At 50.2% G+C, this 23,687-nt stretch carries 16 protein-coding genes; 9 read left to right on the top strand and 7 right to left on the bottom strand.

Annotated features, from left to right (window positions below):
• The first annotated feature begins 120 nt into the window (after positions 1 to 120).
• The 4 genes from ACKU41_RS12695 to ACKU41_RS12680 all read left to right on the top strand — a co-directional run bounded on the left by ACKU41_RS12695 (position 121) and on the right by ACKU41_RS12680 (position 5,457).
• Positions 121 to 732 (top strand): DUF4390 domain-containing protein, encoded by a 612-nt coding sequence (locus ACKU41_RS12695; protein ID WP_319777749.1) that lies wholly within the window; start codon positions 121 to 123, stop codon positions 730 to 732.
• Positions 733 to 745: 13 nt separating this feature from the next.
• Positions 746 to 2,938 carry an ATP-binding protein gene (locus tag ACKU41_RS12690; RefSeq protein ID WP_319777748.1) on the top strand — a complete coding sequence of 731 codons (2,193 nt, stop codon included), beginning with the start codon at positions 746 to 748 and terminating at the stop codon, positions 2,936 to 2,938.
• A 107-nt stretch (positions 2,939 to 3,045) separates the two neighbouring features.
• Complete coding sequence (locus tag ACKU41_RS12685) at positions 3,046 to 4,065, top strand: HD domain-containing phosphohydrolase (RefSeq protein WP_319777747.1); 1,020 nt, start codon at positions 3,046 to 3,048, stop codon at positions 4,063 to 4,065.
• Between the two features lie 12 nt (positions 4,066 to 4,077).
• Positions 4,078 to 5,457: a sigma-54 dependent transcriptional regulator gene (locus tag ACKU41_RS12680; RefSeq protein ID WP_319777746.1), complete on the top strand. Its 1,380-nt coding sequence runs from the start codon at positions 4,078 to 4,080 to the stop codon at positions 5,455 to 5,457.
• A gap of 84 nt (positions 5,458 to 5,541) precedes the next feature.
• On the opposite strand, the gene ACKU41_RS12675 is transcribed toward ACKU41_RS12680, so the two are convergent.
• From ACKU41_RS12675 to ACKU41_RS12665, 3 genes are all read right to left on the bottom strand, one after another.
• Complete coding sequence (locus ACKU41_RS12675; RefSeq protein ID WP_319777745.1) at positions 5,542 to 6,138, bottom strand: carbonic anhydrase; 597 nt, start codon at positions 6,136 to 6,138, stop codon at positions 5,542 to 5,544.
• A 374-nt stretch (positions 6,139 to 6,512) separates the two neighbouring features.
• Entirely contained in the window at positions 6,513 to 7,658 is a 1,146-nt protein-coding gene (locus tag ACKU41_RS12670) for a lysylphosphatidylglycerol synthase domain-containing protein (protein ID WP_319777744.1), read from the bottom strand.
• A gap of 2 nt (positions 7,659 to 7,660) precedes the next feature.
• The gene (locus ACKU41_RS12665; RefSeq protein ID WP_321401262.1) at positions 7,661 to 10,369 is read right to left on the bottom strand and encodes a bifunctional acetate--CoA ligase family protein/GNAT family N-acetyltransferase; all 2,709 of its coding nucleotides are present in this window, start codon (positions 10,367 to 10,369) and stop codon (positions 7,661 to 7,663) included.
• Between the two features lie 224 nt (positions 10,370 to 10,593).
• Between ACKU41_RS12665 and acs the strand changes: the two genes are divergently transcribed.
• The gene (gene acs, locus ACKU41_RS12660; protein WP_321401259.1) at positions 10,594 to 12,570 is read left to right on the top strand and encodes an acetate--CoA ligase; all 1,977 of its coding nucleotides are present in this window, start codon (positions 10,594 to 10,596) and stop codon (positions 12,568 to 12,570) included.
• Positions 12,571 to 12,701: 131 nt separating this feature from the next.
• The gene (locus ACKU41_RS12655; RefSeq protein WP_321401257.1) at positions 12,702 to 15,236 is read left to right on the top strand and encodes a cache domain-containing protein; all 2,535 of its coding nucleotides are present in this window, start codon (positions 12,702 to 12,704) and stop codon (positions 15,234 to 15,236) included.
• Here the strand turns inward: ACKU41_RS12655 and ACKU41_RS12650 are convergent.
• Together ACKU41_RS12650 and ACKU41_RS12645 are read right to left on the bottom strand one after the other, a co-directional pair.
• Positions 15,195 to 16,655, bottom strand: coding sequence for a HAMP domain-containing sensor histidine kinase (locus ACKU41_RS12650; protein ID WP_319777740.1), 1,461 nt, complete (start codon positions 16,653 to 16,655; stop codon positions 15,195 to 15,197). The genes ACKU41_RS12655 and ACKU41_RS12650 overlap by 42 nt on opposite strands.
• A 71-nt stretch (positions 16,656 to 16,726) precedes the next feature.
• Complete coding sequence (locus ACKU41_RS12645; protein ID WP_321401254.1) at positions 16,727 to 17,464, bottom strand: adenosylcobinamide-GDP ribazoletransferase; 738 nt, start codon at positions 17,462 to 17,464, stop codon at positions 16,727 to 16,729.
• A gap of 189 nt (positions 17,465 to 17,653) precedes the next feature.
• Here ACKU41_RS12645 and ACKU41_RS12640 point away from each other — a divergent pair, with 189 nt between their 5' ends.
• Positions 17,654 to 19,111 carry an RHS repeat-associated core domain-containing protein gene (locus tag ACKU41_RS12640; RefSeq protein ID WP_321401252.1) on the top strand — a complete coding sequence of 486 codons (1,458 nt, stop codon included), beginning with the start codon at positions 17,654 to 17,656 and terminating at the stop codon, positions 19,109 to 19,111.
• A gap of 82 nt (positions 19,112 to 19,193) precedes the next feature.
• Here the strand turns inward: ACKU41_RS12640 and ACKU41_RS12635 are convergent, their stop codons facing one another.
• Positions 19,194 to 19,991 (bottom strand): SAM-dependent chlorinase/fluorinase, encoded by a 798-nt coding sequence (locus tag ACKU41_RS12635; RefSeq protein WP_321401251.1) that lies wholly within the window; start codon positions 19,989 to 19,991, stop codon positions 19,194 to 19,196.
• Between the two features lie 279 nt (positions 19,992 to 20,270).
• On the opposite strand from ACKU41_RS12635, the gene argS reads away from it, so the two are divergent.
• On the top strand, positions 20,271 to 21,914 hold the full coding sequence (argS, locus tag ACKU41_RS12630; protein ID WP_321401250.1) for an arginine--tRNA ligase: 1,644 nt from the start codon (positions 20,271 to 20,273) through the stop codon (positions 21,912 to 21,914).
• Between the two features lie 22 nt (positions 21,915 to 21,936).
• On the top strand, positions 21,937 to 22,665 hold the full coding sequence (locus ACKU41_RS12625) for an SPOR domain-containing protein (RefSeq protein WP_321401248.1): 729 nt from the start codon (positions 21,937 to 21,939) through the stop codon (positions 22,663 to 22,665).
• Between the two features lie 103 nt (positions 22,666 to 22,768).
• Here the strand turns inward: ACKU41_RS12625 and ACKU41_RS12620 are convergent, their stop codons facing one another.
• Positions 22,769 to 23,617, bottom strand: a complete 849-nt coding sequence (locus ACKU41_RS12620) for a DMT family transporter (RefSeq protein ID WP_321401246.1) — start codon at positions 23,615 to 23,617, stop codon at positions 22,769 to 22,771.
• Positions 23,618 to 23,687 lie beyond the last annotated feature (70 nt).

Here is a 23,687-nt window from a genome sequence, read left to right as displayed (position 1 = left end):
ACTAATACATTATAATCCACTGAAAAGACAGTTCCATATCAATTGCAACAGCAATCATGATGTTGAACAAATGATTGACGGCTGATACGTTAAGCCCGGAAAGGGAGGGAAATATTACGAATGAAAGCGGAAACATCAATTACCAAAAGGGCTGAGCAGAATCATCCATGCTTTTCTGTGGTGCGGATACTGCTTCTGTGGCTGTGCTTTTTTGTTATTTCCCTTCCCGCCACGGTGCAGGCCAGCACCTTGCATCTCAAAAATATGGTGCTGGACAATCAGGCCGGTTCCATCATGGCCCGATTCGGCATAGAACTCACTGCCGACACGCAGGTGGAAGATGCCCTGCACGACGGCATGAAACTTAAACTTGTCTGCAAAGCATTACTCTACGAGCACAAAGATATCTGGCTGGATTCCGAAGTGGCCGGAAAGACATACACCAACAAACTTTACTTCGACTCCTTATCCAACCAGTTTGTACTGGAAAAACCGGGCAGTAAAAAAATATACAGAAACAAAAGCCTAAGCATACTGCTGCGGGAGGAATGGCAAAACATCGTCCTGGATCTGGGACCATGGTCCACCCTGCAGCGGAAAGAACGTTATAAGCTGCAGCTCAAGGTCCGCCTCGACCGCACCGAAGTTCCGGCATGGCTCAAAAACACCCTGTTTTTCTGGTCTTGGGATATAATTCCCGCCGCAACATACCAACTGGATTTTACCTACTGATTTCAGAGCCGCCATGAACGAGCAAAACATCAAAATCAGCGTACCGGACACGAAAGAACGCAAACGCAGGCAGCGTGAATACTACCTTGCCTTCTTCTGCCTGCTGGTCTTTGTGGGCCTTGGGTTTGTTCAGCTCAAATATATCGGGCTCAATTCATACCTTTTCGTGGGCTTGTTTAACCTGAACTTTATCCTGCTGCTCATTGTCCTCTTTATTGTGGTCCGCAACGGCGTAAAGCTGCTCCTAGAACGGAGACGGAGGGTACTCGGCTCCAAACTGCGAACGCGCATGGTTCTTTCCTTCATGTCCCTTTCCCTTGTGCCGACCCTGCTCATGTTCTTCATGGCCATGCAGTTTGTACAGATTTCAGTGGACTACTGGTTTAAAAATCAGGTGGAAGAATCCATGGTCCAATCTCTTGAGCTGGGAAGGGCTTTCTATGCCTCGGCTCAGGAAGGGCTTGAACGGCGTGGCAATAATATCCTCGGCACCATCAAGGAAAGCCGCTACGCATGGGGCGGTAAATCCATGAAAAAATTTCTCGGCAAAAAACTGGGGGAATACGATCTCGGCCTGCTGGGGGTTGTCCGCCCGGACCGCGCTAAAATCAACTGGTATTCACAGGGGTCGTGGGATAAGGCATGGTCGGAAATCAATGCCAAAGTTGACTGGGATGACATGATAAAAAATCCCCGTTTCTGGTCCACCATCCACCCCATGCCCGGCAATGATATGGTCATCGGTATCCTGCCTGTTGACGAAGGCAAAACCGGATTCCTGATCATCGGGGAGAATATAGGACAGGGACTGCTCTACAAGCTGGACCGGGTTGTACGGGGTCTTGATGAATACAAACAGCTCAAGACCCTAAAATATCCGCTAAAAATGAGCCTTTACCTGACTCTGGGGGTTACCACCCTGTTGATCATTCTGGGCTCAATCTGGTTCGGATTCCGTCTTTCCAAGGAGCTTTCAGCTCCCATTCAGGCCTTGGCTGCGGGTTCGCAACGCATTGCCCGCGGCGATCTCAGCGTCCGCCTTGAGGACCGTTCTGACGATGAACTGGGCTTCATGGTCCAATCCTTCAACCGCATGGCCGAAGACCTTGAGGACAGCCAGAAAAGCCTGAAAACAGCCAACGAACGACTGGCCCAGCAGAATCAGGAACTTGAACGCAGGGGCCGCTACATGGAAGCGGTACTCAACAACATTACTGCCGGTGTCATTTCCCTCAATGAAGAAGGCAAGATCAGCACTGTCAACTCGGCCATTGAGGAAATGCTGGGTATTGAAGCCCGCTTTGTTCACGGCAAAGATCCGCTGGCCCTGCTGCCTGAAGGAGATCTGGCCTCACTCATTGCCGAAGCACGTTCTCACATGGCCACCAGCCCTTTCTCCCAATGGCAGAGACAGCTTTCCCTTACTGTGGATGGCCGGCACAGAAAATTTCTGGTCAACGTGGTTGCCCTGAAGTCAGGAGAATCCAGCACCGGTATCGTGGCTGTGTTCGAGGATATTACCGAGCTTGAAAAAATGCAGCGTATCGCAGCATGGCGTGAAGTTGCCCGGCGTATCGCCCACGAGATAAAAAACCCGCTCACACCCATCAAACTCTCTGCCCAGCGGTTGCAGCGCAAATTCGGTCCGGAAATCGAAAACAATGTATTCCGGGAATCCACGGACCTGATTATTTCACAGGTGGAACACCTGCAACAGATGGTGCAGGAGTTCTCCGCCTACGCCAAGCTGCCTGAAGTGCGCCTTGTGCCGGACAATATAACTCCTCTGCTGGAAGAAGTGGTCAGCCTTTACCGCAACAGCCACAGCAATATTGACTGGTCTCTGGCCTTTAAAGAAGAACTGCCGCCGCTTGAACTGGACCGCGAAGCCATGCGCCGGACCCTGATCAATCTACTGACCAACGCTGCGGAAGCCCTTGACGGCTGCGAAAACCCGGCGGTAACCATCACCGCCATGCATGATGCAACGCTGGGCTGGTTGCGCATTGAAGTTCAGGACAACGGTCCCGGACTTTCCGCAGATGAACGCTCCCGCATGTTCGAACCGTATTTTTCCAGCAAAAAAAGCGGTACCGGATTGGGATTGACCATTGTAAAGTCCATTGTCACCGACCACAGGGGCTTTATCCGGGTAAAACCGGCCGAACCGCACGGGACAATATTTGTACTGGAACTGCCTACCTGATATATTAGTCGTTATGCTTGCCTGATTCTTATAATATCGCTTAGTATAATAACTATAGCCGCATCAGCAATTTTATTTTTTTCTGACCAGCAACAAACGGACTCAAAATGATTTCCTATTCTAAAAAAAAAGCAGGTAGTAAATTCCCACCCCAAATCATGGTTGTGGAGGACGAAGCCATTGTATCGCTGGATATACAGGGCCGGCTCAAAGCTCTAGGCTATCAAGTCGCCGGAGTGGCCTCCTCAGGAGATCAGGCCATACAATTGTCAAATGAAAAGCTCCCCGACCTGATCCTTATGGATATAATGCTCGAAGGAGAAATGGACGGTATAGATACGGCCTCGATGATAAAAAAGACACAAGACATCCCCATTATCTATCTGACCGCTTACGCCGACAACGACACCTTGAGCCGGGCCAAGATAACCGAACCCTTCGGCTACATCATCAAGCCTTTTGAAGACCGGGAGCTGAGCCTGACCATTGAAATGGCTCTTTACAAACATCACACGGAAAGTGCGCTCAAAGAAAGTCTCAGGCATATGAACCGGATTTTTGATGAAACAGTGGCCTCTCTGACTGTCATGTCTGAAAAAAGGGATCCATACACCTCGGGCCACCAGCAGAGGGTGGCGGAACTGGCCTGCCGGATTGCCGTAAAAATGAAACTGTCCACCAAGGAAATCAACAGCATCAGGATCGCAGGTATTCTGCATGATGTGGGGAAAATATCCATTCCGGCAGAAATCCTCTCCAAGCCTACCCGGCTGACCGACCTTGAAATGAACCTGATGAAGACACACAGTGAGGCCGGCTATGAAATCCTGAAAGGTATCTCCTTTCCATGGCCCGTAGCCCAGATTGTCCTGCAGCACCATGAACGAATGGACGGCACAGGATACCCCAACAGACTGGGCGGGGAGAGCATTCTGCAGGAAGCCCGGATCATTGCCGTGGCCGACGTAGTGGAAGCCATGAGTTCCCACCGCCCCTACCGTGCGGCCCTCGGCCTGCCCAGAGCGATGGCTGAAATTGCGCGCGGGAGAGGAACATCATATGATCCGGATGTGGTGGATGCATGCACACATCTGATTGAAGAAGATAATTTTTCTTTTGATAAATAAACGGAACAATAAATGAGTAAAAGCATACTGATTGTGGATGACGAGGACGGAATCAGGTATTCCCTGCGCGGAATTCTTGAAGACGAAGGCTTTGACGTCAGCGAGGCTGAAAGCGGAGAGGCGGCCCTACGCCACCTTGCCGACGAACAGCCGGATCTTGTCTTTCTGGACATCTGGCTTCCGGGCATGGACGGCCTTGCAGTCCTTGAACAGGTCAAAAAGGAATGGGACTGGCTTCCGGTAGTCATGATTTCAGGCCACGGCAACATTGAAACCGCTGTCTCAGCCATTAAAAAAGGTGCTTTTGACTTTATTGAAAAACCCCTTTCCCTTGAAAAAGTGGTCATCACAGCTGAAAAAGCTGTGGAATTCTCCCGGCTGCAATCGGAAAACAAAGCCCTGCGGACTCGCATTGCTGCTGAACAGCCTGCCAAGTTGACCGGAAGTTCCCAATCCATCGAGTCCATGCGCGAAGTCATCGGACAAGTTGCTCCTACAGATGCATGGGTACTTATCACCGGGGAAAACGGGACCGGCAAGGAAATAGTGGCCCGCTCCATTCATTCACAAAGCCAGCGCTCGGATAAGCCCCTTGTAGCAGTCAACTGTGCGGCCATTCCCGAAGAACTTATCGAATCGGAACTGTTCGGGCATGAAAAAGGAGCATTCACCGGAGCTGAAAAAGCTCAGGAAGGCAAATTCGAACTGGCTGATAACGGCACCCTCTTTCTTGATGAAATCGGGGACATGAGCTTGAAGACACAGGCCAAAATCCTGCGGATATTGCAGGAGCAGCGATTTGAAAGAGTCGGCGGCAGGAAGACCATCAACGTCGACGTCCGCGTTATCGCCGCCACCAATAAAGACCTTTTTCAGGAAATTAAAAACGGAAATTTTCGGGAAGACCTTTACTACAGGCTGAAAGTCTTTCCGCTGGAAGTACCGCCTCTGCGTGACCGAGCAGGGGACATTCCCATGCTCATCGGAGAATTCATCACCCGGCTGACCCGTCAGCACGGATTCAAAGCACTGACTTTTACTGATCAGGCCTTGAATATCCTGACCGGATACTCCTGGCCCGGAAATGTCCGGGAGCTAAAAAATTTCGTGGAAAGAATGCTGATTATGTTCGGCGGCAAAGAAGTAGGACCGGAGAATCTGCCCCCTGAAATAGCCAACGGTCCGCGCAATGAAAATGCAGGACAGGAGCAGTTACCCCTGCCTGAAGGAGAAATAGATTTCAAAAAAGCGCGCGCTGATTTCGAAGCCCAATTCCTTGAAACAAAACTACGTGAATATAAAGGGAACGTCTCAAAACTGGCCGAAGCTGTCGGGCTGGAACGCAGTTCACTGTACCGCAAGCTCAAAACATATGAAATTCAGGTAGACTGATTTTAGCCTTTTTCATTGACCGTGACATGGCCGCGCCACCAAAAAACGGTATTATCTTGAATTAGCAGACTTTCATGTTCGGAACTATGGGCCGAGCCAATGCACCGCCCCGGAATCAGTATCATATACGGCTCCCATCAGCCGGGCCTTTCCGGAGCGGACTTTTTCAAGGACAGGAGGGCACTGGCTTAAAATATCCCGCATTACCTGCCGCACATTTGTTTCCGCAACCTTGTCAACCAGCTCCCCTCCTTTGAGTGAAGGATAAAGCACCCGGGTCATCTTGATGGCTGGCTCAAGCTTACCCAGAAGTTGCAGCATGTGCCCCTTTAACTCCACCTTGTCGATAGCTGCCTTGATCAGGGTAGAGCGGGTATGCCCCATAACCACCAGCAGAGGAGTTTCAAGAGCCAGCATGGAATACTCCACTGAAGCCAGTGTATCCGACCCGGCAACATTCCCGGCAAGACGGATCGTAAAAAGATCACCGAGGCCGCGGTCGAAAATCAATACTGGATCCACCCGCGAATCAGAAGCTGTGACTAACGTGACAAACGGATTCTGCCCCTGCAGGGCCAATACTTTGCGTTGATGAGAGGTCTGGTTTGGATATACGCTGCTGCCTTTCACAAAACGAAGATTTCCTTCCATGAGCAGGCCCAGAGCCTGATCGGCGTCCATACTCTTTGCCGATCCGGTACCGGAGGTCCCATTATACGCCTCACAAACAGCTAACGTTGAATTCAGTAGAAATGCGACAGTAATAAATATGAACAGGTTCTTCAATGAAAGCTCCGCCGTTTACAGTTGGTTAGTTTCTATAGACGGACCATACATAGGGTAACCATATTTATGCAAGGGTAGGCTGGTAAATTACTTCATGGGCCATATAAAGTTATTCCACCGCGAACCGATCAGATATGCAAGACATCAATCGGGAGGGTGTCAGGAGCAACCCGCAATCGGGAAAAGTTCCTTCAAACCATGTCCGGTCATTTTCCATGATAAGTCCTTCGCAGGAAAGACTTATCCTGCAGAAAGGCCCGACATGGTTTTTATTTTTTGGAACCGTAAATAAAAAACAGCCCGCTCAAGCTGAACAGGGTCAGCCAGATACGGAACATCAGAAAAATTGAAGCCCCGGCTGTAACTATCTTACTGGAAGCCATGAAAAGAATACTTTCAAAAGCCACCTCATTGACCCCCAGTCCGGCAGCAGGAGCAGGAATTATCCCGGCAAGAAAAGCAAGCGGGGCTGAAAAAAAGATTTCATTAAAGTCAGGCAATTGCGGGATATTCTGAATCTGAGAAAACAGGTAAAGGGAAAAGACCATAGTCAGATGCTGGATCATGGTTAAAACAACAACCTTTAATACCGAAGATGCTGAATTGCGGTAAATCAGCATGGCGGAGAACACTTCCCCTATCTTTACACCCAGCTTTGAGCCTTTAAAAAACTTTTTGAATATAAATCCGTCTTCCATAAATTCAGGGGCAAGAAGCGGAGCGCAAAGAGATAATAAGGAGGCCCCAAAGAGCACGGGACAGACTTCACCAGAAAAAAAACCGCTGCCCACGGCCCAAAACATCCCTGTCAAAATAACTACGGGGAGCCCGGCCATAAATCCGAACCTACGCCCCCGGATTAAAGTCAGGAACCCAAGGACAACCCCCAGCCAAAGCAATGCGAATACTGCCAGAAGAGGCTTGGCAAGGTGCTGCAATTCAGGTGAGTGTTCCACCAACGGCCAGTTTAGAGCCATACCCAGGCCGCCGAGCAGAAACAATCCCATAACACCGATAATGCGGTCCAAAATGATGGCCGCACCGACTTTCGTTCCTTGCCCTGTAATCCGGGTAGTATAAAAATAACGGGCAACATCCCCGCTGGCCGAACCAAGCACACATTGGGTGAAAAAGTTTAAAATCGCTGAAATCTTAACCGAATCCCACATGGAAATAGTAAGGCCCGCCCCTTTTAAAAGCATAACATAGCGGGGAGCGAAAAGAAGCATTCCCACAATTATTAACAAACAGGCAGCAATCAGGGTCGGTATTTCAGCCGCTTCGACCATTAAATATTCCGGACGAATTCCCCCGGATTTAACGAGCCAGAAAAGAAGCCCTCCGGCAAAGAGGACTTTTAAGATGTTAAAGATCAGAGCACGATTCCGGCTTGTCTTTGTCTCAGGAAAATTCAATTTTACTCCGACTTATTTTCCGGCTTTGTGCAGTCCAGCCGCATTTCAACGAGATCTTCATCGTAATTTTCACTGATCTCAAATCCGAATTTACGAGAAAGGCCCTGCATGGCCTTGTTTTCAAAAAGAGTCTGTCCCACCAGCCAGTGGGTTCCCCGCTCCCTTGTATAACGGATAATCTTATGAAACAGCATTGACCCCAATCCGGTTCCTTTAAGGTCGGAACGGACTACGATGGCGAACTCCGCCTCGGAGTTATCCGGTTTGGTGGAGGTGCGCACCACGCCGAGGGTTTCCGGTTTTCCTCCCTCGCCCAGAGCCGTGGCAATAAAAGCCATTTCACGGTCATAGTTGATCTGGGTGAAACGGGACATATCTTTATGGTCGAAATCCCTGCGCACCACTCCGAAAAAACGCATACGCATGTCTTCATCGGAAACACGGTCCAGAAATTCATAATGAGCGGGTTCATCTTCCGGACGGATGGGACGCAGGGTAACCTGCCTGCTGTCCCGGAGAACCACGCATTCCTCCAGCTCACGAGGATAGGGCCGGATAGCCAGTTGCGGACAATCATCCCTGCACTCGGCCACCATAATTTTGGCGCCCAGGGCCAGCACCCCGGTTTCGTCACCGTAAAGAGGGTTGATATCCAGATGCACTATCTGGGGAATATCGATAAACAGCTGCGAGACCTGTATCAAGGTTAAGCAAAGATCGTCAATGTCCGCAGGGGGCTGGGTGGGGGTCCCGGAAAGCAGACGTGAAATACGGGTCCTGCTGATCAACTCCCGGGCAAGACTCATATTCAGGGGAACCATGGCTACGGCCTGATCACGGACTACCTCACGGGTCATTCCCCCGTGTCCGAAATGGATGATCGGACCGAAAGTGGAATCAGCGGATGCCGAAATAAAAAGCTCGTGCGCCCCCAGCCTGCGTCCCATTTTCTGCACAGTGAATCCTTCTATATATGCGTCTGGGCGCTGGCGGTTGACCCTGGTCAGCATGGTAGCCGCGGCTTCCCATACTTTTTCCGTACTTTCAAGGTCAAGGACAACCCCGCCCACATCGTAGGGCTGGTTTATCTGCGGGGAACGTATTTTAAGGGCAACCGGGCAACCTATTTCATCTGCGGCAATGACCGCTTCACGGGCGGAAATGGCCACCTTTGTTTCAACAACCGGAAGACCATAAGCAGCAAGCACCTTGCGCGCTTCGGGTTCATTCAATTCCTGTCGGCCTTCGGAAAAGGCCTTATGCACTATCTCACGGGCAGTGGTTGTGTCTGGAAAAAAGTCCGTGGGAAGAGAATCCGGCGTTTCGGTGAGCAATTCCTGGTTGCGCTGGTATTCGGCCATATACATGAATGCACGCACAGCCTGATCCGCGCTTTCATAGGTCGGAATCCCATGGAGGGAAAAAATTTTCCGCGACTTTCGGGACATACCTGAACCCAGCCATGCAGTAAGCACCATCCTCCGGACTCGTTTCAAACCCTTGGCAAGAATTTCAGCAACTTCGGCACTGGAAATCCCGGCAAATGGAACATGGACGACCAACACGGCATCCACTCCTTTATCCTTGATCAGCACCTTGAGGGCGTCAAGATAACTCTGGCCGGGAGTGTCGAACTTGATAGTCACCGGGTTACTCCCGCTCCACTGCCCTTCAAAAACCGCATCCAGTTTTTTCACGGTTTCATCGGATAGCTCAGCCAGTTGCCCGCCCCTGCGGATCAAACCGTCCGCAGCTGCCAGCCCGGCGCTGGTACCGTTGACAATGATAGCCAGCCTGTTGCCACGCACCGGCTGACGCAGGCTGGCCAAAGTCTGCGCCGCGTCAAACATGCCGTCAATAGTCTGCACCCGCAGCATCCCTGCCCGACGGAAAGCCACATCATAGACCTCATCCGCACGGGCGATCATGGCATTGTCCAGACGGGCCAGCTCCTGAGTCACGTGCTGCAGGGCCTGCCCCGGACGTATTGCCAGAACAGGTTTGTTGCGAGAAGCCGCACGGGCCGCAGACATAAAGTCACGGGCATCGTGAATGGACTCTATGTAAAGAAGGATAGACCGGGTCTGTGCGTCCGATCCCAGATAATCAAGAACATCACCGAAAGTAAGATCGATACGGCTGCCCAATGAAACAACGTGTGAAAAACCGATATCATTAGTTGCCGCCCAGTCCAGAACTGTGGGAATAAAACTATCCGACTGGGATACAAAAGCTATTTTCCCTGCCTTGGCAGGAAGCGGAGCAAGGCTGGCATTGAGATTAAGCGCAGGAACCATGAAACCGAGACTTTTAGGACCAAGTATACGCATTTGCGGAGAATTCGCCGCCAAAAGCAACTCCATCCGCAACCGGAGTCTCTCTTTCTCCGGGATAGCGCTGAACCCAGGACCGATCAGGGCACAGGCCTTAACCCCTTTTTTCCTGAGTTTTTCCAGCAGAGGCGGACACTCCTGAAGCGGAAGACAGATTACCGCAAGATCAGGCACCTTGGGCAGATTTTCCACATTCTTGTAAGTCAAAACTCCGGCAATAGCCTCTGCATCAGTGCAGACCGGCATAACCGGACCGAGAAACCCTCCACCCATCAGGTTACGCATGACAATATTCCCCGCATTGGCGGGGTCATTGGTTGCGCCGATAACGGCCACAGATCCGGGCTGAAAAAGATATTCCAGATTAATAACGCTCATGAAAGCCTCTTGTTAAGGTTCCGCTGCTTATCCGTGCACAGCCTTTTACATACCCGTTGATCTGCCTGCATATCAAGCATAAAGCTGAACGCAGCAAATGAAATTTACTGTTTCTATCACCGGCAGGTCCCTGTTATGCTGTTCAACCAGGCTGAAACAGCGTATATGATTGATTGAAGTGTACACAAACCAGCATAAAAATTTCATGAGCCGGAGCCGGAAATATGAGTGACAACACAATTGAAAACCTGATGAATGAAGCGCGGGAATATGATCCCCCGCAGGAAATGCTGGAACAGGCCAACCTGACAGCTGAAAAATACGAGCAGGCCTGTCGGGATGCAGAGCTGGACCCGGAAGGTTTCTGGGCTGAGCGGGCAAGAAAATTACTGGACTGGAAACGCGATTTCAGCACAACCCTTGAATCTGATTCTGAAAAACATGAATATAAATGGTTTGGCGGCGGCAGGCTGAACGCTTCTGAAAACTGTCTTGACCGCCATCTGAAAAACGGAAGGCGTAATAAAGCGGCTCTGATCTGGCAGGGAGAGCCGGAAGAAGATGTCCGAGTCTTCACCTATCATATGCTGCATCGCAAGGTTTGCAGATTCGCCAATGTGTTGAAAAAAATGGGTGTATCCAAAGGAGACCGGGTAGCCATCTACCTGCCCATGGTACCGGAACTGGCCATATCCATGCTGGCCTGTGCCCGCATCGGAGCAGTCCACTCAGTAATTTTTGCCGGTTTTTCCGCCGTCAGCCTACAAAACCGAATCATTGACTGTGACGCGAAGATTTTAATCGCCGCTGACGGAGTGCTGCGCGGAGGCAAGAAAATACTTCTGAAACGCAATGTGGATGAAGCTCTTTTTGAATGTCCGTCAGTGGAACAGGTCATCATGGTCAAACGTACCGGAGATGAAATCGACTTCATTGAAGGACGTGACACATGGTGGCATGAGGAGCTATCCGCTTCGGACATTGAAGATTTCTGCAAACCGGAATCCATGCGTTCCGACGATCCGCTGTTCATCCTGCACACCTCAGGCAGTACCGGAAAAGCCAAAGGCATAGAACATACAACCGGCGGATATATGACCATTGTCGCCCATACGGCCAAGTGGGTATTTGACCTCAAGGATGACGACGTTCACTGGTGTACCGCCGACATCGGCTGGATCACCGGACACAGCTACAGCGTTTACGGACCGTTGGCACTGGGAGCCACAACCCTGCTATTCGAAGGCGTACCCACCTACCCCCGTCCTGACCGGTACTGGGAAATCATCAACCGCTACGGGGTGAATATTTTTTACACTACCCCCACAGCTATCCGTGCGCTTATGCGCGAAGGATCGCAATGGACTGAAAAATACGATCTTTCCACCCTGCGCATCCTGGGGTCCGTGGGTGAACCCATAAATCCCGAAGTCTGGGTCTGGTTCTACGAACATGTCGGCAAAGGCAAACTCCCCGTGCTGGATACATGGTGGCAGACCGAAACCGGGGGCATCCTTATTTCTCCTCTGCCCTATGTGGGTAAACTGAAACCCGGTTCAACCGGCAAACCGCTTCCGGGAATCAAAACAAAAATCGTTAATAACGACGGCAGCAACGCCTCCACAAATGAAGGCGGACACCTGCTGATTACTGAACCATGGCCGGGCATGCTTTCCTCTATCCATAAAGACCGGGCACGATACAACCGGACTTATTTCGAGCGTTTCCCCGGAAGCTATGAAACCGGAGACGGCGCAAGAATCGATGAAGAAGGATTCCATTGGATAATGGGCCGCCTTGACGATGTCATCAATGTTTCAGGACACAGACTTGGTACAACAGAAATTGAGTCCGCACTCATAGCCCATCCTGATGTGACTGAAGCGGCTGTGGTGGGTATTCCGCATGAAATCAAGGGGCAGACAGTCTACGCCTATGTAACCCTGCGCTCAGGACTGGACCAGGATGAAGAAATGCGCATGGCCCTGCGGGATTGGGTCGGCAAAAAGATTGGCCCCATTGCCATACCCGAAACAATTCAGTTCTCCGAAGGACTGCCCAAAACCCGCTCCGGAAAAATTGTACGCCGTATCCTGCGCCGTATCGCCGCCGGAGAAGACGACCTAGGTGACACCGCAACCCTTTCCGATGCTTCGGTGATCAATGATCTGATCGAAGGTCAAAAAATTCTTTTCGAATAAAGCATACCTGCAGGTTGCCGAAGCTGCCGGACCGCCCGGTAAGCTCGGCAACCTGATTTACCCCGCCCGATTAGTGTGATATCCTTTTATAAATGGGAATCAGATTCTCAATAATCCGGTCGGGAGGATAAATGCTCAAATCCATGAAAGCGATTTTGCTTTTCTTTGCTGCCGGTCTTGTCATAGCGACCACCTCCGGGCTGGCTTACTTTGCCCAACGGACAGTAACAGAATCGGTCATGGAATCTGAATTCTCCCATGCACAAGCCATTGTGGATGCTGTATATCAAACCGTAAACAACGAATACCACAGCATTCTCTTTTCGGAACAATCCGCCATCTCCGCCCGCAAAAAACAACTGCGGAACCTTGTAGACATATCCATCAACCTGATCCGTTTGAATTACGACAGATACAGGCAAGGCACCCTGTCAGAAGCCGAAGCCAAAAGACTGAGCATTACACAGTTGAAGAGCATGCGTTACGATGACGGGACCGGGTATATCTGGATAAATGACGACACCATCCCCATACCCCGCATGATCATGCATCCGACCATACCGGAGCTGGACGGGACAATACTTGATGATCCCCGTTTCAAAGGAGTACGCAACAGTGGCGAAAACATTTTTGCCGCCTTCCGTGATGTCTGCATGCGCTCCGGTTCCGGCTTTGTCGAATACATGTGGCCCAAACCCATAAGACAGGGGCTGAGCAAGGAACAGCCAAAATTGTCTTACGTAAAGCTATTCAAGGAATGGGGATGGATTGTTGGTTCGGGCGTATACATTGATGACATTGAAAAAGAGGTAAATGTACGGCTTCAGGCTGTGCTCAAAGAGCTCAGAAATAATTTTGAAAAAATCAAGGTAGGCAAACACGGCTATATATTTATTTTTTCAGGCAGACCTGAAATGGTAATTCACCCGATATATGAAAATCTGCCCGTAGCTGAAATCATGAACCCGGAAACTGGAAAATCCATTTTCGAAGAACTCATGGAAACAGTCCATAACAAAGGAGTACGGGAGTACCTTTGGGATAAGCCCCCGCGCCACAAAGGAGATTTCACCTTCCGCAAAAGAGCTTACATCAAGTACTTTGAACCTTTGGACTGGTATATCTGCTCCTCCGCCTACATGGATGATCTGGAAGAACCGGGACTGATTCTCAGAAAAAGGATTATCATGCTTTCCATAGGGATACTGGCATTGGCGCTTGTATTAGCCACCATCCTTTCCGGCAAAGTGGCTCAGCCACTGATAAAACTGACCGCTGCAGCAAGAGCCATACGTGAAGGAGGCATTACAGCTTCGGAGATTCCCCAGGAAGGACCGACTGAAATCAAGGAATTAGGAACAGTTATCAGTCAGATGCTTGCTTCCATCAAATCTGCAATCCATGAAAAGGAAGAGCTGATGGAAGCCCTTGAAGAAGGTAATAAGCAGCTATCAGCCAGCAATTACCAACTGGAAATACAAATCAAGGAACATGCGCGGGTGGAACAGGAACTGATCAGGCTACGCAACCACCAGAAGAACATTATCGATTCCATGCCCTCCGCTCTTGTGGGGGTGGACAATGGCGGAGCAATCACCCTTTGGAACAAGGGTGCCGCAGCTCTAAGCGGATTGGAATTCGACTCCGTACAAGGCAAACAGCTTTCTTCAGTATTTCCCCAGCTGGATAAAGATATCACCAGGGTAAAACAGCAGATAATCAACGGTAAAACTGAACAAAAAGTACGTATTCCACGGGTCGTAAATGGAGAAACCAGATACGAAAACATCACCATCTACCCGCTTTTCAGCGACGGGTTCGATGGAGCGGTCATCCGGCTGGACGATGTAACCGACAATGTCCGGATTGAGGAAATGATGGTTCAGACGGAAAAAATGATGTCGGTAGGCGGACTGGCTGCGGGCATGGCCCACGAAATAAACAACCCCCTCGGCGGCATATTACAGGGAGCCCAGAATATGGAACGCAGACTGCTCCCCGGACTGGCCAAGAACGAACAGACGGCCCGGGAGCTGGGTATCTCTCTGGAAAGTATCAACAAATATATTGAAAAACGCGGAATACTTAAAATCATATCCGGTGTCCGTGAATCAGCATCCAGGGCAGCTGGAATAATAACCAACATGCTCAATTTCAGCCGTAAAACCGATGTTCACCGCACATCGTGCAAACTCGACGAACTGACGGACAGTGCTGTTGCCCTCGCTGCACAGGATTATGATCTCAATAAAAAATTTGATTTCAGACAAATTGAAATTATAAGGGATTATGAAAAAGATCTGCCCTATATAGTCTGCGCCCCCACGGAAATAGAACAGGTCCTGCTCAACCTGCTGGGCAACGCAGCTCACGCCATGCGCGATGGCAATACTGAAAATCCGAAAATTGAAATAAAAATCCTGCGGGACGAGGATTACGTTGTTGTGTCCGTTACTGACAACGGTCCGGGCATGGAAGAAAACGTGCGTAAAAGGGTCTTTGAACCATTCTTCACCACCAAACCCAAAGGGGTTGGTACCGGGCTGGGACTTTCGGTTTCCTACTTCATTATTACTGAAAACCACCACGGCAGTATCAGTATAGAATCAGCTCCGGGTAGCGGTTCAAAATTCATCTTTAAACTTCCCGTCGCATCCCCGCGCTGATTCAGGATCAAAATCAACAGTAACAGTGGTTCCCTCGTCTTCGCTCGATTCCATACGAATGGAGCCGCCATGGGCTCTGGCTATAAGACTGGCGGAATAGGTCCCCAGCCCTGTTCCCCCGGTTTTACCTGCCGTGGAATATTTATCAAAAAAATTGTTCCGTACGGAATCAGGGACCACGCCTAAATTATGAACCGCCAAGACCGGAAAGTCCCCGGAAAAAAGCCGCACTGTCACAGGAGTTCCTGCAGGGCAGGCCTCAAGACTGTTCTTAACCAGATTGGAGAGCATGGAAAAAAGCAGCAGTTCCTCACCCCGCACCAGAAATGAATCACCGTTTCCCGCCCTATTTCCGTCGATAAAAACCTGCAATTCGCTACTGCGGGCCTCAACCATATCCAACAGATCCAGTTCAATACGCTTTAGCAAAGGGAGGACATCTACATCCCCGGGTTGAAGCTCATAGGTTCCGCTCTCCATACGATAAATATCGTAGGACCTGTTAACCAGTCCCAGCATGCGGTATCCGGCATCCTGAATATTCTTGATCAGCTCTATCTTTTCCGGATCATCCTCATCTGCCAGCAGCAGATGTGGCAGGTTGATTACAGCATTGAGCGGGGTTTTCAAATCGTGACGGGTAATGCGCTCCACATCCGCACGCAGCAGTTCTCCACGCTGATGGTTGAGCACGTCAATGAGTGTGGACCCCAAAGAATTACAGAAATATTCAAGAAAATCCGTACCCATATCAGGATGAAAGCGCTCATCTGACGGGTCATGGATGGAAAAAAGCCCCATAAGCTGACCGGAGTTATATTTATCAGTCAAACCGAAAGAAAAACAGGAACCGCCCAACTCCGGGCCAACTTCCGGGTCACCGAAAAAAATATCCGGCCGCATCATCCGCGAAATCGGCCCTAGAAATACGCGATTGGGAGCATCATTCAAAGTTGCATCAATGTAACGCATGCAGCCTTTCAGGTAAAAAGTCGGCACATCCGGGCACGCTATGCCTTCGCACAGCTCTCGGTCCAGCACCACGGCAATCCGCCCCAGCTCCAGATCATCCGCAATTCCCTGCAGCATTTCCGGCAGATCAGCCATGGATTTAAAGTTGTTGACGTGGTGTAGCGCTTTGCAAAACTTACCGAAAAGCTGCAAATCCGAATTATAAATACTACAGGCTTCCCTGAGCTTACCCTCCAACAAAAAAATACGCTCGTCTTTCTCTTCAATATCACCGCGCCTGTCCAGCAGCTCATCTTCCTGTGAAAGATAGCCTTCACGGGCATAGGCATAATTTTCATACATACTCTGGGCAATAGAATCAGCATCCTCTGCACGGCCATCTTTAATAAGCTGCTTAAGCAGATCTAGCTGTTCGCCGAATTTTTTCAATGTTGGCAGATTATCCATCTAGCTTCCTGTGCTTATTTGAAAATTACGCCCGAAGCAGGGGCACCCAACTTTAAAGTTTATTTTTTATATCAATTCAATGCACAAAACGCCAGTAGTCCGGCCAACTCAGCCAACACCACCGCCGCGCCCAAAAAATCACCATTCGCCCCGCCGACCCTCTTGGCCAGCCGAAACAAAAACAAAACCCCTCCTGCGGTCAACAGCAACCCCAATCCCTGCACAGCCGGGCTGACTCCAAAAACTCCCACCAGCAAAGTAGTCACGAAAGCCACACCGATTGAAAAACCATCCGCGCCGACCATGGACAGGCTGCCCTGTCCCGGTCTTGCCAGCGGCCTGCCGACCATAGCCATGAGTGCATTACCCAGCCTGCCGAGCACAAATATCCAGACCACAGCCCCATAGACCCCGGCTTCATAAAGATAATAAAAACAGACCGCCTGCCCCAGTCCGGCCAAAACCAGAGCCAGCACTCCGAACACGCCGCTGCAACTGTCCTTGATAATCTTCCAGAACCGTTCCGGGTCAGGATAAGGGCCTGCTCCGTCGGCAATATCTGCAAAGCCGTCAAAGTGCAGCCCGCGGGTCAAATACACAGAGGCTGCTACAGTCAGCCAGCTCTGAATCCAGAATTTTCCGGCAAACAGTCCCAACCAGAATGGCAGCACTATAACCAGTCCCATTACCAGCCCACTTAAAGGCATCCACTTCACAGTTCGGCCGATGTCTTCAGCCTCTATCTCCATGACCGGACCGATACGGGTCATAAAGCCGAGTGTAATTAAAATATCACGAATTATATTCAAGTATGCCTCCGGCAATCAATTACATTACAACAGTATCAATAATTTTCTTTTTTTTCACAAGGCGGACCTGAGTCGGGTAACTCAGGTCCGGGCAGATGACTATCCTTGATTATGTAAAAGGGAAAAAGTTCATAATAAACAGGTTGTTATTAACTTTTTCCACATAACATTATTTAAGGAGATGTCACAATGCATACAGCGGTAAATTTTGAATTGAGGAAAAAGAGCAGCAAGGATTTAAGCGTCGGGCTGTGTTTGTACGGAGCGAACGAACCTCCTGAAACACAACTCGAAAACATGTGGGAAGTTGTGGACCGTTACACTGGCGCAAAACTTGTGAAGCCTAACCGCGATCTTTCTGGGTTTGAGGATGGGGACATTATGTATCCCTCCATGCGTAAACCTGAAGCGCAGGCCAGATGGGATAACATGGAGCTGAAATGGAAAGAGGATATGGAACGATACAAATGGATCAAACGTGCTGCCCATGCCCGGTTCATGCTTGAAAATCCCGAACACAGGCTAAGCCGGAGTTTGGCAAAAACAGATTACGGTAAAGAACTTATTTCCGAGTTTGGAGCGAGCAGACCGCAACTGCCACAGATCCATCCCCGGCATAATCAGCCCCAGACCGGAACAGACACAGACCTGCACGAGGAATTTGAATTTGAACAGGACAGATTGAATTCTGGTCCTGAAAATGCCATCCGCACAACTCCTTTTGTCATACACGGTTCAAGTAAAGCTTTTTCCGTATTGGCTACTTCAAAAAATGAAGATGGGCGGATTATTGAAAAACAGCTCACACTTACGCCTCTCAACCACCACCTGAAATATGAATACGACGCAGGCGGCAGACTGCACAAGGTTTGGAAAGGAAAACAACTGATCGAAGAATATCTATACGGGAAAGCAGGTGAACGCTACTTCGGTGCAACTCCCCAGACCGGGCAACGCCGTTTCAGCTATGGTCCGGGCCTACGTCCGCTTAAGGCAGGAGATGTAAAATATTCCTATGATGATCAGGGGCGTCTGATTATGAAGCAGGATAACTTGGATGTAACCAAATATGAGTATCACCAGTCCGGCCAGTTGCAACAGGTTGTTCTCCCCGATGGGCGCAGGATTTCCTACATTATTGATCCGAGCGGAAAGCGCATCGCAAGACAGGTTAACGGCAGTACCGTGGAAAGCTACGGCTGGTATGATTTCAACAGGCTGGCTGCTGTAGTTGACGGCGAGGGCCGGAATCGCAAAGAGTTCGCTTACAATAATGCCGGCGCCCCTATCACCATGCGTTTTAATGACGAAGACTACTATTTCGCTTCTGATCAGGCGGGGACCATCTATCTGGTTGTTGATGATAACGGAGACGAGGTTAAGCGGATTATCTGTGACTCATTCGGAAACACCATTGTCGATACCAATGATCGTATTTCCATCCCGCTTGGCTTTGCCGCCGGTCTCCAAGATCACGATACCGGCCTGATTCATTTCGGCCATCGTGAATACGACCCGTCAACCGGACGTTTTATCCAGCCTGATCCTAATGGTTTAGAAGGCGGAAATGTGGATGTATATGGATATTGCGACGATGATCCGGTTAATTTTACAGAATTCAATATATTCACCCAGCATAAAGAGTAATCCGTTACCGTACTGAGCATTACTTCCCAAAATCCGAAGCTCCCGGACTCCGGTCCGGGGGCTTATTCTATCTTCCAAACTATCAAAACTTCAAAGTCAAAACATCACCCGGTTCAAGTCCCAGCATTTCTGATGCTGCCCCACGATTCAGGGCCAATTCATAATACCCCTGACTTCCGGCTAGAAGTCCTGTTGCTCCGGCCTGCAACTCGGCATAGCAGCTGACCCGTTTTACACAAGCATCGTCGTTACCGGAAAGAAGATGCTCTTCGGGGATGGTCATACGCTCGGGCAGGGTCTGGGTATCGAGAATATTCAGCACGAGGTTGCCGAAACGGTCCTTGTGCAGGATGGTGGCTTCCACTCCATCCTCAAGCCAGACAGGCTTATTGATCCCGCTGCGTATGATTTCACGCAAAGGAAGTTTTGGGCCGAGAGATTCAAGAGATGTTCCACCAGCCAAGGATGCGGCAATGGGAGCAAAAATATCCCGGCCATGAAAAGTAGCCGAGCTATGAATTTTTGCTGCAGCCTCGCTCAGGTCGGTGACAATCATAGTACCGGAAAAACGGTCTTCAGCGAGTTCAAGAACCCCGTTATCAGGAGCGAGGACCACCTGCTTTCCGAACTCGGCAGCGATAATCCTCCGCCCACTTCCCACTCCGGGATCAATAACAGTGATAAAAACCGTATCTCCGGGGAAATGAGCCATAGCCGCTGCAAGGAAAAAAGCACCCTGCGAAACACAGAAAGGCTCCACTCCATGGCTGACATCAATTATAGGTGACTCAGGAGCATGCGTTGCCAGAACCCCTTTCATCTGGCCCACATAGGGATCATTAAGTCCAAAATCAGTTAAAAGTGCAATGGTTCTGCTCATTAATCCATCCTGCCGGAAATGTGGTTGCTGATAACGAAAAGCCTGCCTGTATTTCCCCTTTGTACAGAGCTATTTTTTGCTGTATTAAAAGATTTGGCAACAAAGACTTACATTTTTAAATCGCTTGTACATCCATCTACAGCTTATTAAGCCCTTATTGAACACTTGGAAGCTGTAAAGAAAGATGGTAAGCGATGCATGCCTATCACGCATTAAACAGCCGGGACGACCTTATATCCTTCCCGCAAGCTGTAATTCCATAAGGAGATTTCATCCACCATGAAAGCTAAACAACACCTTGAAAAGGTACTCGGTTCCATTCTCGAAGCCAAGGGCTGGGAATGGCCGGAGAAGGCCGTTATCGAGCCTCCCAAAGATAAAAAATTCGGAGACATGTCTGCAAATATCGCCATGATGCTATCCAAGCAGGCCAAAATGAATCCCCGCGCCATTGCTGAAACTATTCAGGAAGAGCTGGCCGGAGACCAATATATTGAAAAAGTTGATATTGCCGGTCCAGGTTTCCTCAACTTCACTTTTTCCAACTCATTCTGGCAGGATCTCATCCCCGGTGTGCTGAGCAAAGGCGCAGACTATGGCCGCAGCGAAATCGGCAAAGGGACCAGAATTCAGGTTGAGTACGTTTCCGCCAACCCTACCGGTCCGCTGCATATCGGTCACGGACGCGGTGCCGCCCTCGGCGATTGCCTTGTGCGCATCCTCGAATTCACCGGATATGATGTGGAAGCAGAATACTACGTCAACGATGCCGGCCGCCAGATGCTCATCCTCGGCAACTCCATATGGGTCCGCCTCCAGCAGTCTCAGGGCCGCGACATTGCCGACCCCGAAGATTTCTACAAAGGCGATTACATCAAGGATCTCGCTGCTGAAGTGCTGGAGCGCAATCCCGGTATCCTCGATATGAGTGAGGACGAAGCCATCGCCATCTGCCGCGAATACGGCAAGGATGAAATCCTTGAAGGCATCAAAAAAGACCTCGCCGCCTTTGATGTCCGCCATGATGTATGGTTCTCAGAAAAGAGCCTCGTAACCGCCAACAAGGTTGAAGAGACTTTCGCCGACCTCAAAGAACGCGGCATGGCTTACGAACAGGACGGCGCACTCTGGTTCAAGTCCACCGAACTTGGTGACGACAAGGACCGCGTACTGCGCAAGTCCAACGGAGACCTGACCTATTTCGCTTCCGACATAGCCTACCACGATGACAAGTACAAACGCGGCTTCGACATTGTTGTCGATATCTGGGGCGCAGACCACCACGGTTACATCCCCCGCATGCAGGCCGCAGTGGAAGCTCTCGGCAAAAAAGGACAGCTTGATGTAATCCTCGTACAGCTGGTTAACCTGCTGCGCGGTGGTGAACAGATTGCCATGTCCACCCGTGCCGGTAAATTTGAAACCCTCGAAGACGTGGTTAACGAAGTGGGCCGCGACGCATCCCGCTTCATGTTCCTTTCAAGAAAAAGCGACAGCCATCTTGACTTCGACCTTGAACTGGTCAAGCAGAAAACCATGGATAACCCGGTCTATTACGTACAGTACGCCCATGCGCGCATCTGCTCTGTATTGCGCAAGGCCGCTGATCAGGGAATCGCGATTCCCGCAGTTGACGCAGCTCCCCTTTCCGCACTGACTAATGCAGAAGAACTGGATCTCATGAAACTTATGGACCAGTTTGCGGACGTAGCTGAAAACGCAGGTAAAAACATGAGCCCGCACGTAATCAGCTACTACCTGCGTGATCTCGCCAGCGCACTGCACAGGTTCTATAGCATGCACCACATCCTTTCCGCAGAGGAAAATGTGATCGCCGCAAGGCTTGTGCTGCTGCAATCAGTTGCCCGCACCCTTGCCAACGGCCTGAATCTGCTTGGAGTTTCCGCCCCCGAACGCATGTAATAAACCTAACGGAGTTTCCACCATGGCTGCACCCAGAAAAAAGAAGACAACCGTCCCCGGTCAGGAAAAGAAATTCACCTTTACCTTCACCATGCCTGAGGTACTCGGGCTGTGTGCCGGTGCTGTTGCCGCCCTGTGCGCCTTCTTTGTACTGGGGATTCTGCTGGGCAGGGGTTACCAGCCTGAAAAGGATGTGCCCGAAATAGCCATGATGCTGCCCAGCCAGTCAGTCAATGCTTCCGGGGAAGTAAAAGGCGGAGTGCTCAAGCCAGAAGAACTGGACTACATTGACCAGCTCAAGAAAAAGCCCGAGCCAGCAGTAAAACCCGAAGAACCGGCAAAAGAAATCGCTTCCAGGGATGAACAAAAAGCTGCACCGGCAGAAAAGCCCGAACCTGCAAAACAGGAAAAAATCGAGGTAAAGGTTGCCGAAAAAACTGTTGAAACTCAACAGCCCGGCTCGGAACCGCCGGTGGAAATCGACAACCCCGCCGAAGTTGATATGCCCAAGTACAACTACATTTATCAGGCAGCATCCTTCGGTGATAACGCGAGAGCGCAAAGCTTTGCCGACAAACTCGTTGCCAACGGCCTTAACTCTTACGTTGAAGCAGGGAAAAGCGGAACCCGCACATGGTATCGGGTCTTTGTTCGCCATACCGGAACACCTGATTCCACCGATGCAATTAAAAAAGTGCTCACCAAGTACGGCATCAAAAAACCTCTCTTGAAGAGCAAGCAAGCTATCTAAAAAATACCCCCGGAAGTTTTAACTTCCGGGGGTTCTCTTTACAAACTGTTCAGATCATCCTCAGTCTGTCACTTTTTCCCGGTGACACAGCGGGAGCCGGTAATCATCTTGGGCGATAAAGTCTGGGACGTAAAAACGGCAACACCCCGCGCACCGTAACCGAACCAATCACTACCAGCCCTCCAATAATCGCCCATCTGCCGGGAATTTCGCCGTAGCCGACGGCGACCAGAATCGGATTGAAAATAGGCTCAAGGGTCATGATCAGGATGGCTTCCAGTGCCCCGAGACGCTTTATAGCCCATGTGTACAGGGCCAGAGATATACCCTGCTGAAAAATACCCAGATAGATTAGGCCTACCCAGCTTTCGGCTGAAGGAATACTGCTGAACATGAAAGGCAGTCCGCAGGTGGCGGTCAAAATATGCCCCATGATCACGGATTCTACCGGGGAAGAAGATTTCTGGGCTCGCATACACAGAGTGAAAACGGCATACGAAATCCCGGTGACAACAGCGATAATGTTGCCCCATAGTCCGCTGGGTGAAAGTTTATCGAGAAAAAACAGGACCATGCCACCTACGGTAATGGCTATAAAAAACCAGTCGCTGCGGCTGGTTTTCTCTTTTAGGAACCACGGAGCAAGCAAAGCCACATAGACCGGGGCAGTGTAAGCCAGCAAAATTGCGTTGGCTGAGGTGGTCAGCTTAGTAGCGGCAACGTTGGTGATCAGTAACCCGGCATAGCCAACAGCAGCGCCCAACTGAACAAGGGAGAATCCGAACTTCAAACGGCCTCTGAATAGAATACCCAGAGTCAAAGCGGCCAAGCCACTGCGAACCCCGGTAATGGCCATGGGGTTCCAGTCCACCAGCTTTATGGCCAGCCCCCCGGAACTCCATATCAGGGCTGTTGCGGCCATAAGAAGTATAGCCTTGGATTTTTCGTTCAAACAGAACCTCCGCTAAGTTTGCACGAAATTTATCCTTTTTGTTTTCATTTTGTCATCAACATAATGGCGT

This window comes from Maridesulfovibrio sp., from assembly GCF_963678865.1.
Taxonomy (GTDB): domain Bacteria; phylum Desulfobacterota; class Desulfovibrionia; order Desulfovibrionales; family Desulfovibrionaceae; genus Maridesulfovibrio.
This window is presented reverse-complemented; position numbering and strand designations above follow the sequence as displayed.

Bases quoted from the DNA above. Each gene is read 5' to 3' on its own strand.
- ACKU41_RS12635 (WP_321401251.1), bottom strand. From the start codon at position 19,991: ATGAGCAGAACCATTGCACTTTTAACTGATTTTGGACTTAATGATCCC.
- argS (WP_321401250.1), top strand. From the start codon at position 20,271: ATGAAAGCTAAACAACACCTTGAAAAGGTACTCGGTTCCATTCTCGAA.
- acs (WP_321401259.1), top strand. From the start codon at position 10,594: ATGAGTGACAACACAATTGAAAACCTGATGAATGAAGCGCGGGAATAT.
- ACKU41_RS12640 (WP_321401252.1), top strand. From the start codon at position 17,654: ATGCATACAGCGGTAAATTTTGAATTGAGGAAAAAGAGCAGCAAGGAT.
- ACKU41_RS12655 (WP_321401257.1), top strand. From the start codon at position 12,702: ATGCTCAAATCCATGAAAGCGATTTTGCTTTTCTTTGCTGCCGGTCTT.
- ACKU41_RS12650 (WP_319777740.1), bottom strand. From the start codon at position 16,655: ATGGATAATCTGCCAACATTGAAAAAATTCGGCGAACAGCTAGATCTG.
- ACKU41_RS12665 (WP_321401262.1), bottom strand. From the start codon at position 10,369: ATGAGCGTTATTAATCTGGAATATCTTTTTCAGCCCGGATCTGTGGCC.
- ACKU41_RS12685 (WP_319777747.1), top strand. From the start codon at position 3,046: ATGATTTCCTATTCTAAAAAAAAAGCAGGTAGTAAATTCCCACCCCAA.
- ACKU41_RS12695 (WP_319777749.1), top strand. From the start codon at position 121: ATGAAAGCGGAAACATCAATTACCAAAAGGGCTGAGCAGAATCATCCA.
- ACKU41_RS12690 (WP_319777748.1), top strand. From the start codon at position 746: ATGAACGAGCAAAACATCAAAATCAGCGTACCGGACACGAAAGAACGC.
- ACKU41_RS12680 (WP_319777746.1), top strand. From the start codon at position 4,078: ATGAGTAAAAGCATACTGATTGTGGATGACGAGGACGGAATCAGGTAT.
- ACKU41_RS12675 (WP_319777745.1), bottom strand. From the start codon at position 6,138: ATGGACGCCGATCAGGCTCTGGGCCTGCTCATGGAAGGAAATCTTCGT.
- ACKU41_RS12625 (WP_321401248.1), top strand. From the start codon at position 21,937: ATGGCTGCACCCAGAAAAAAGAAGACAACCGTCCCCGGTCAGGAAAAG.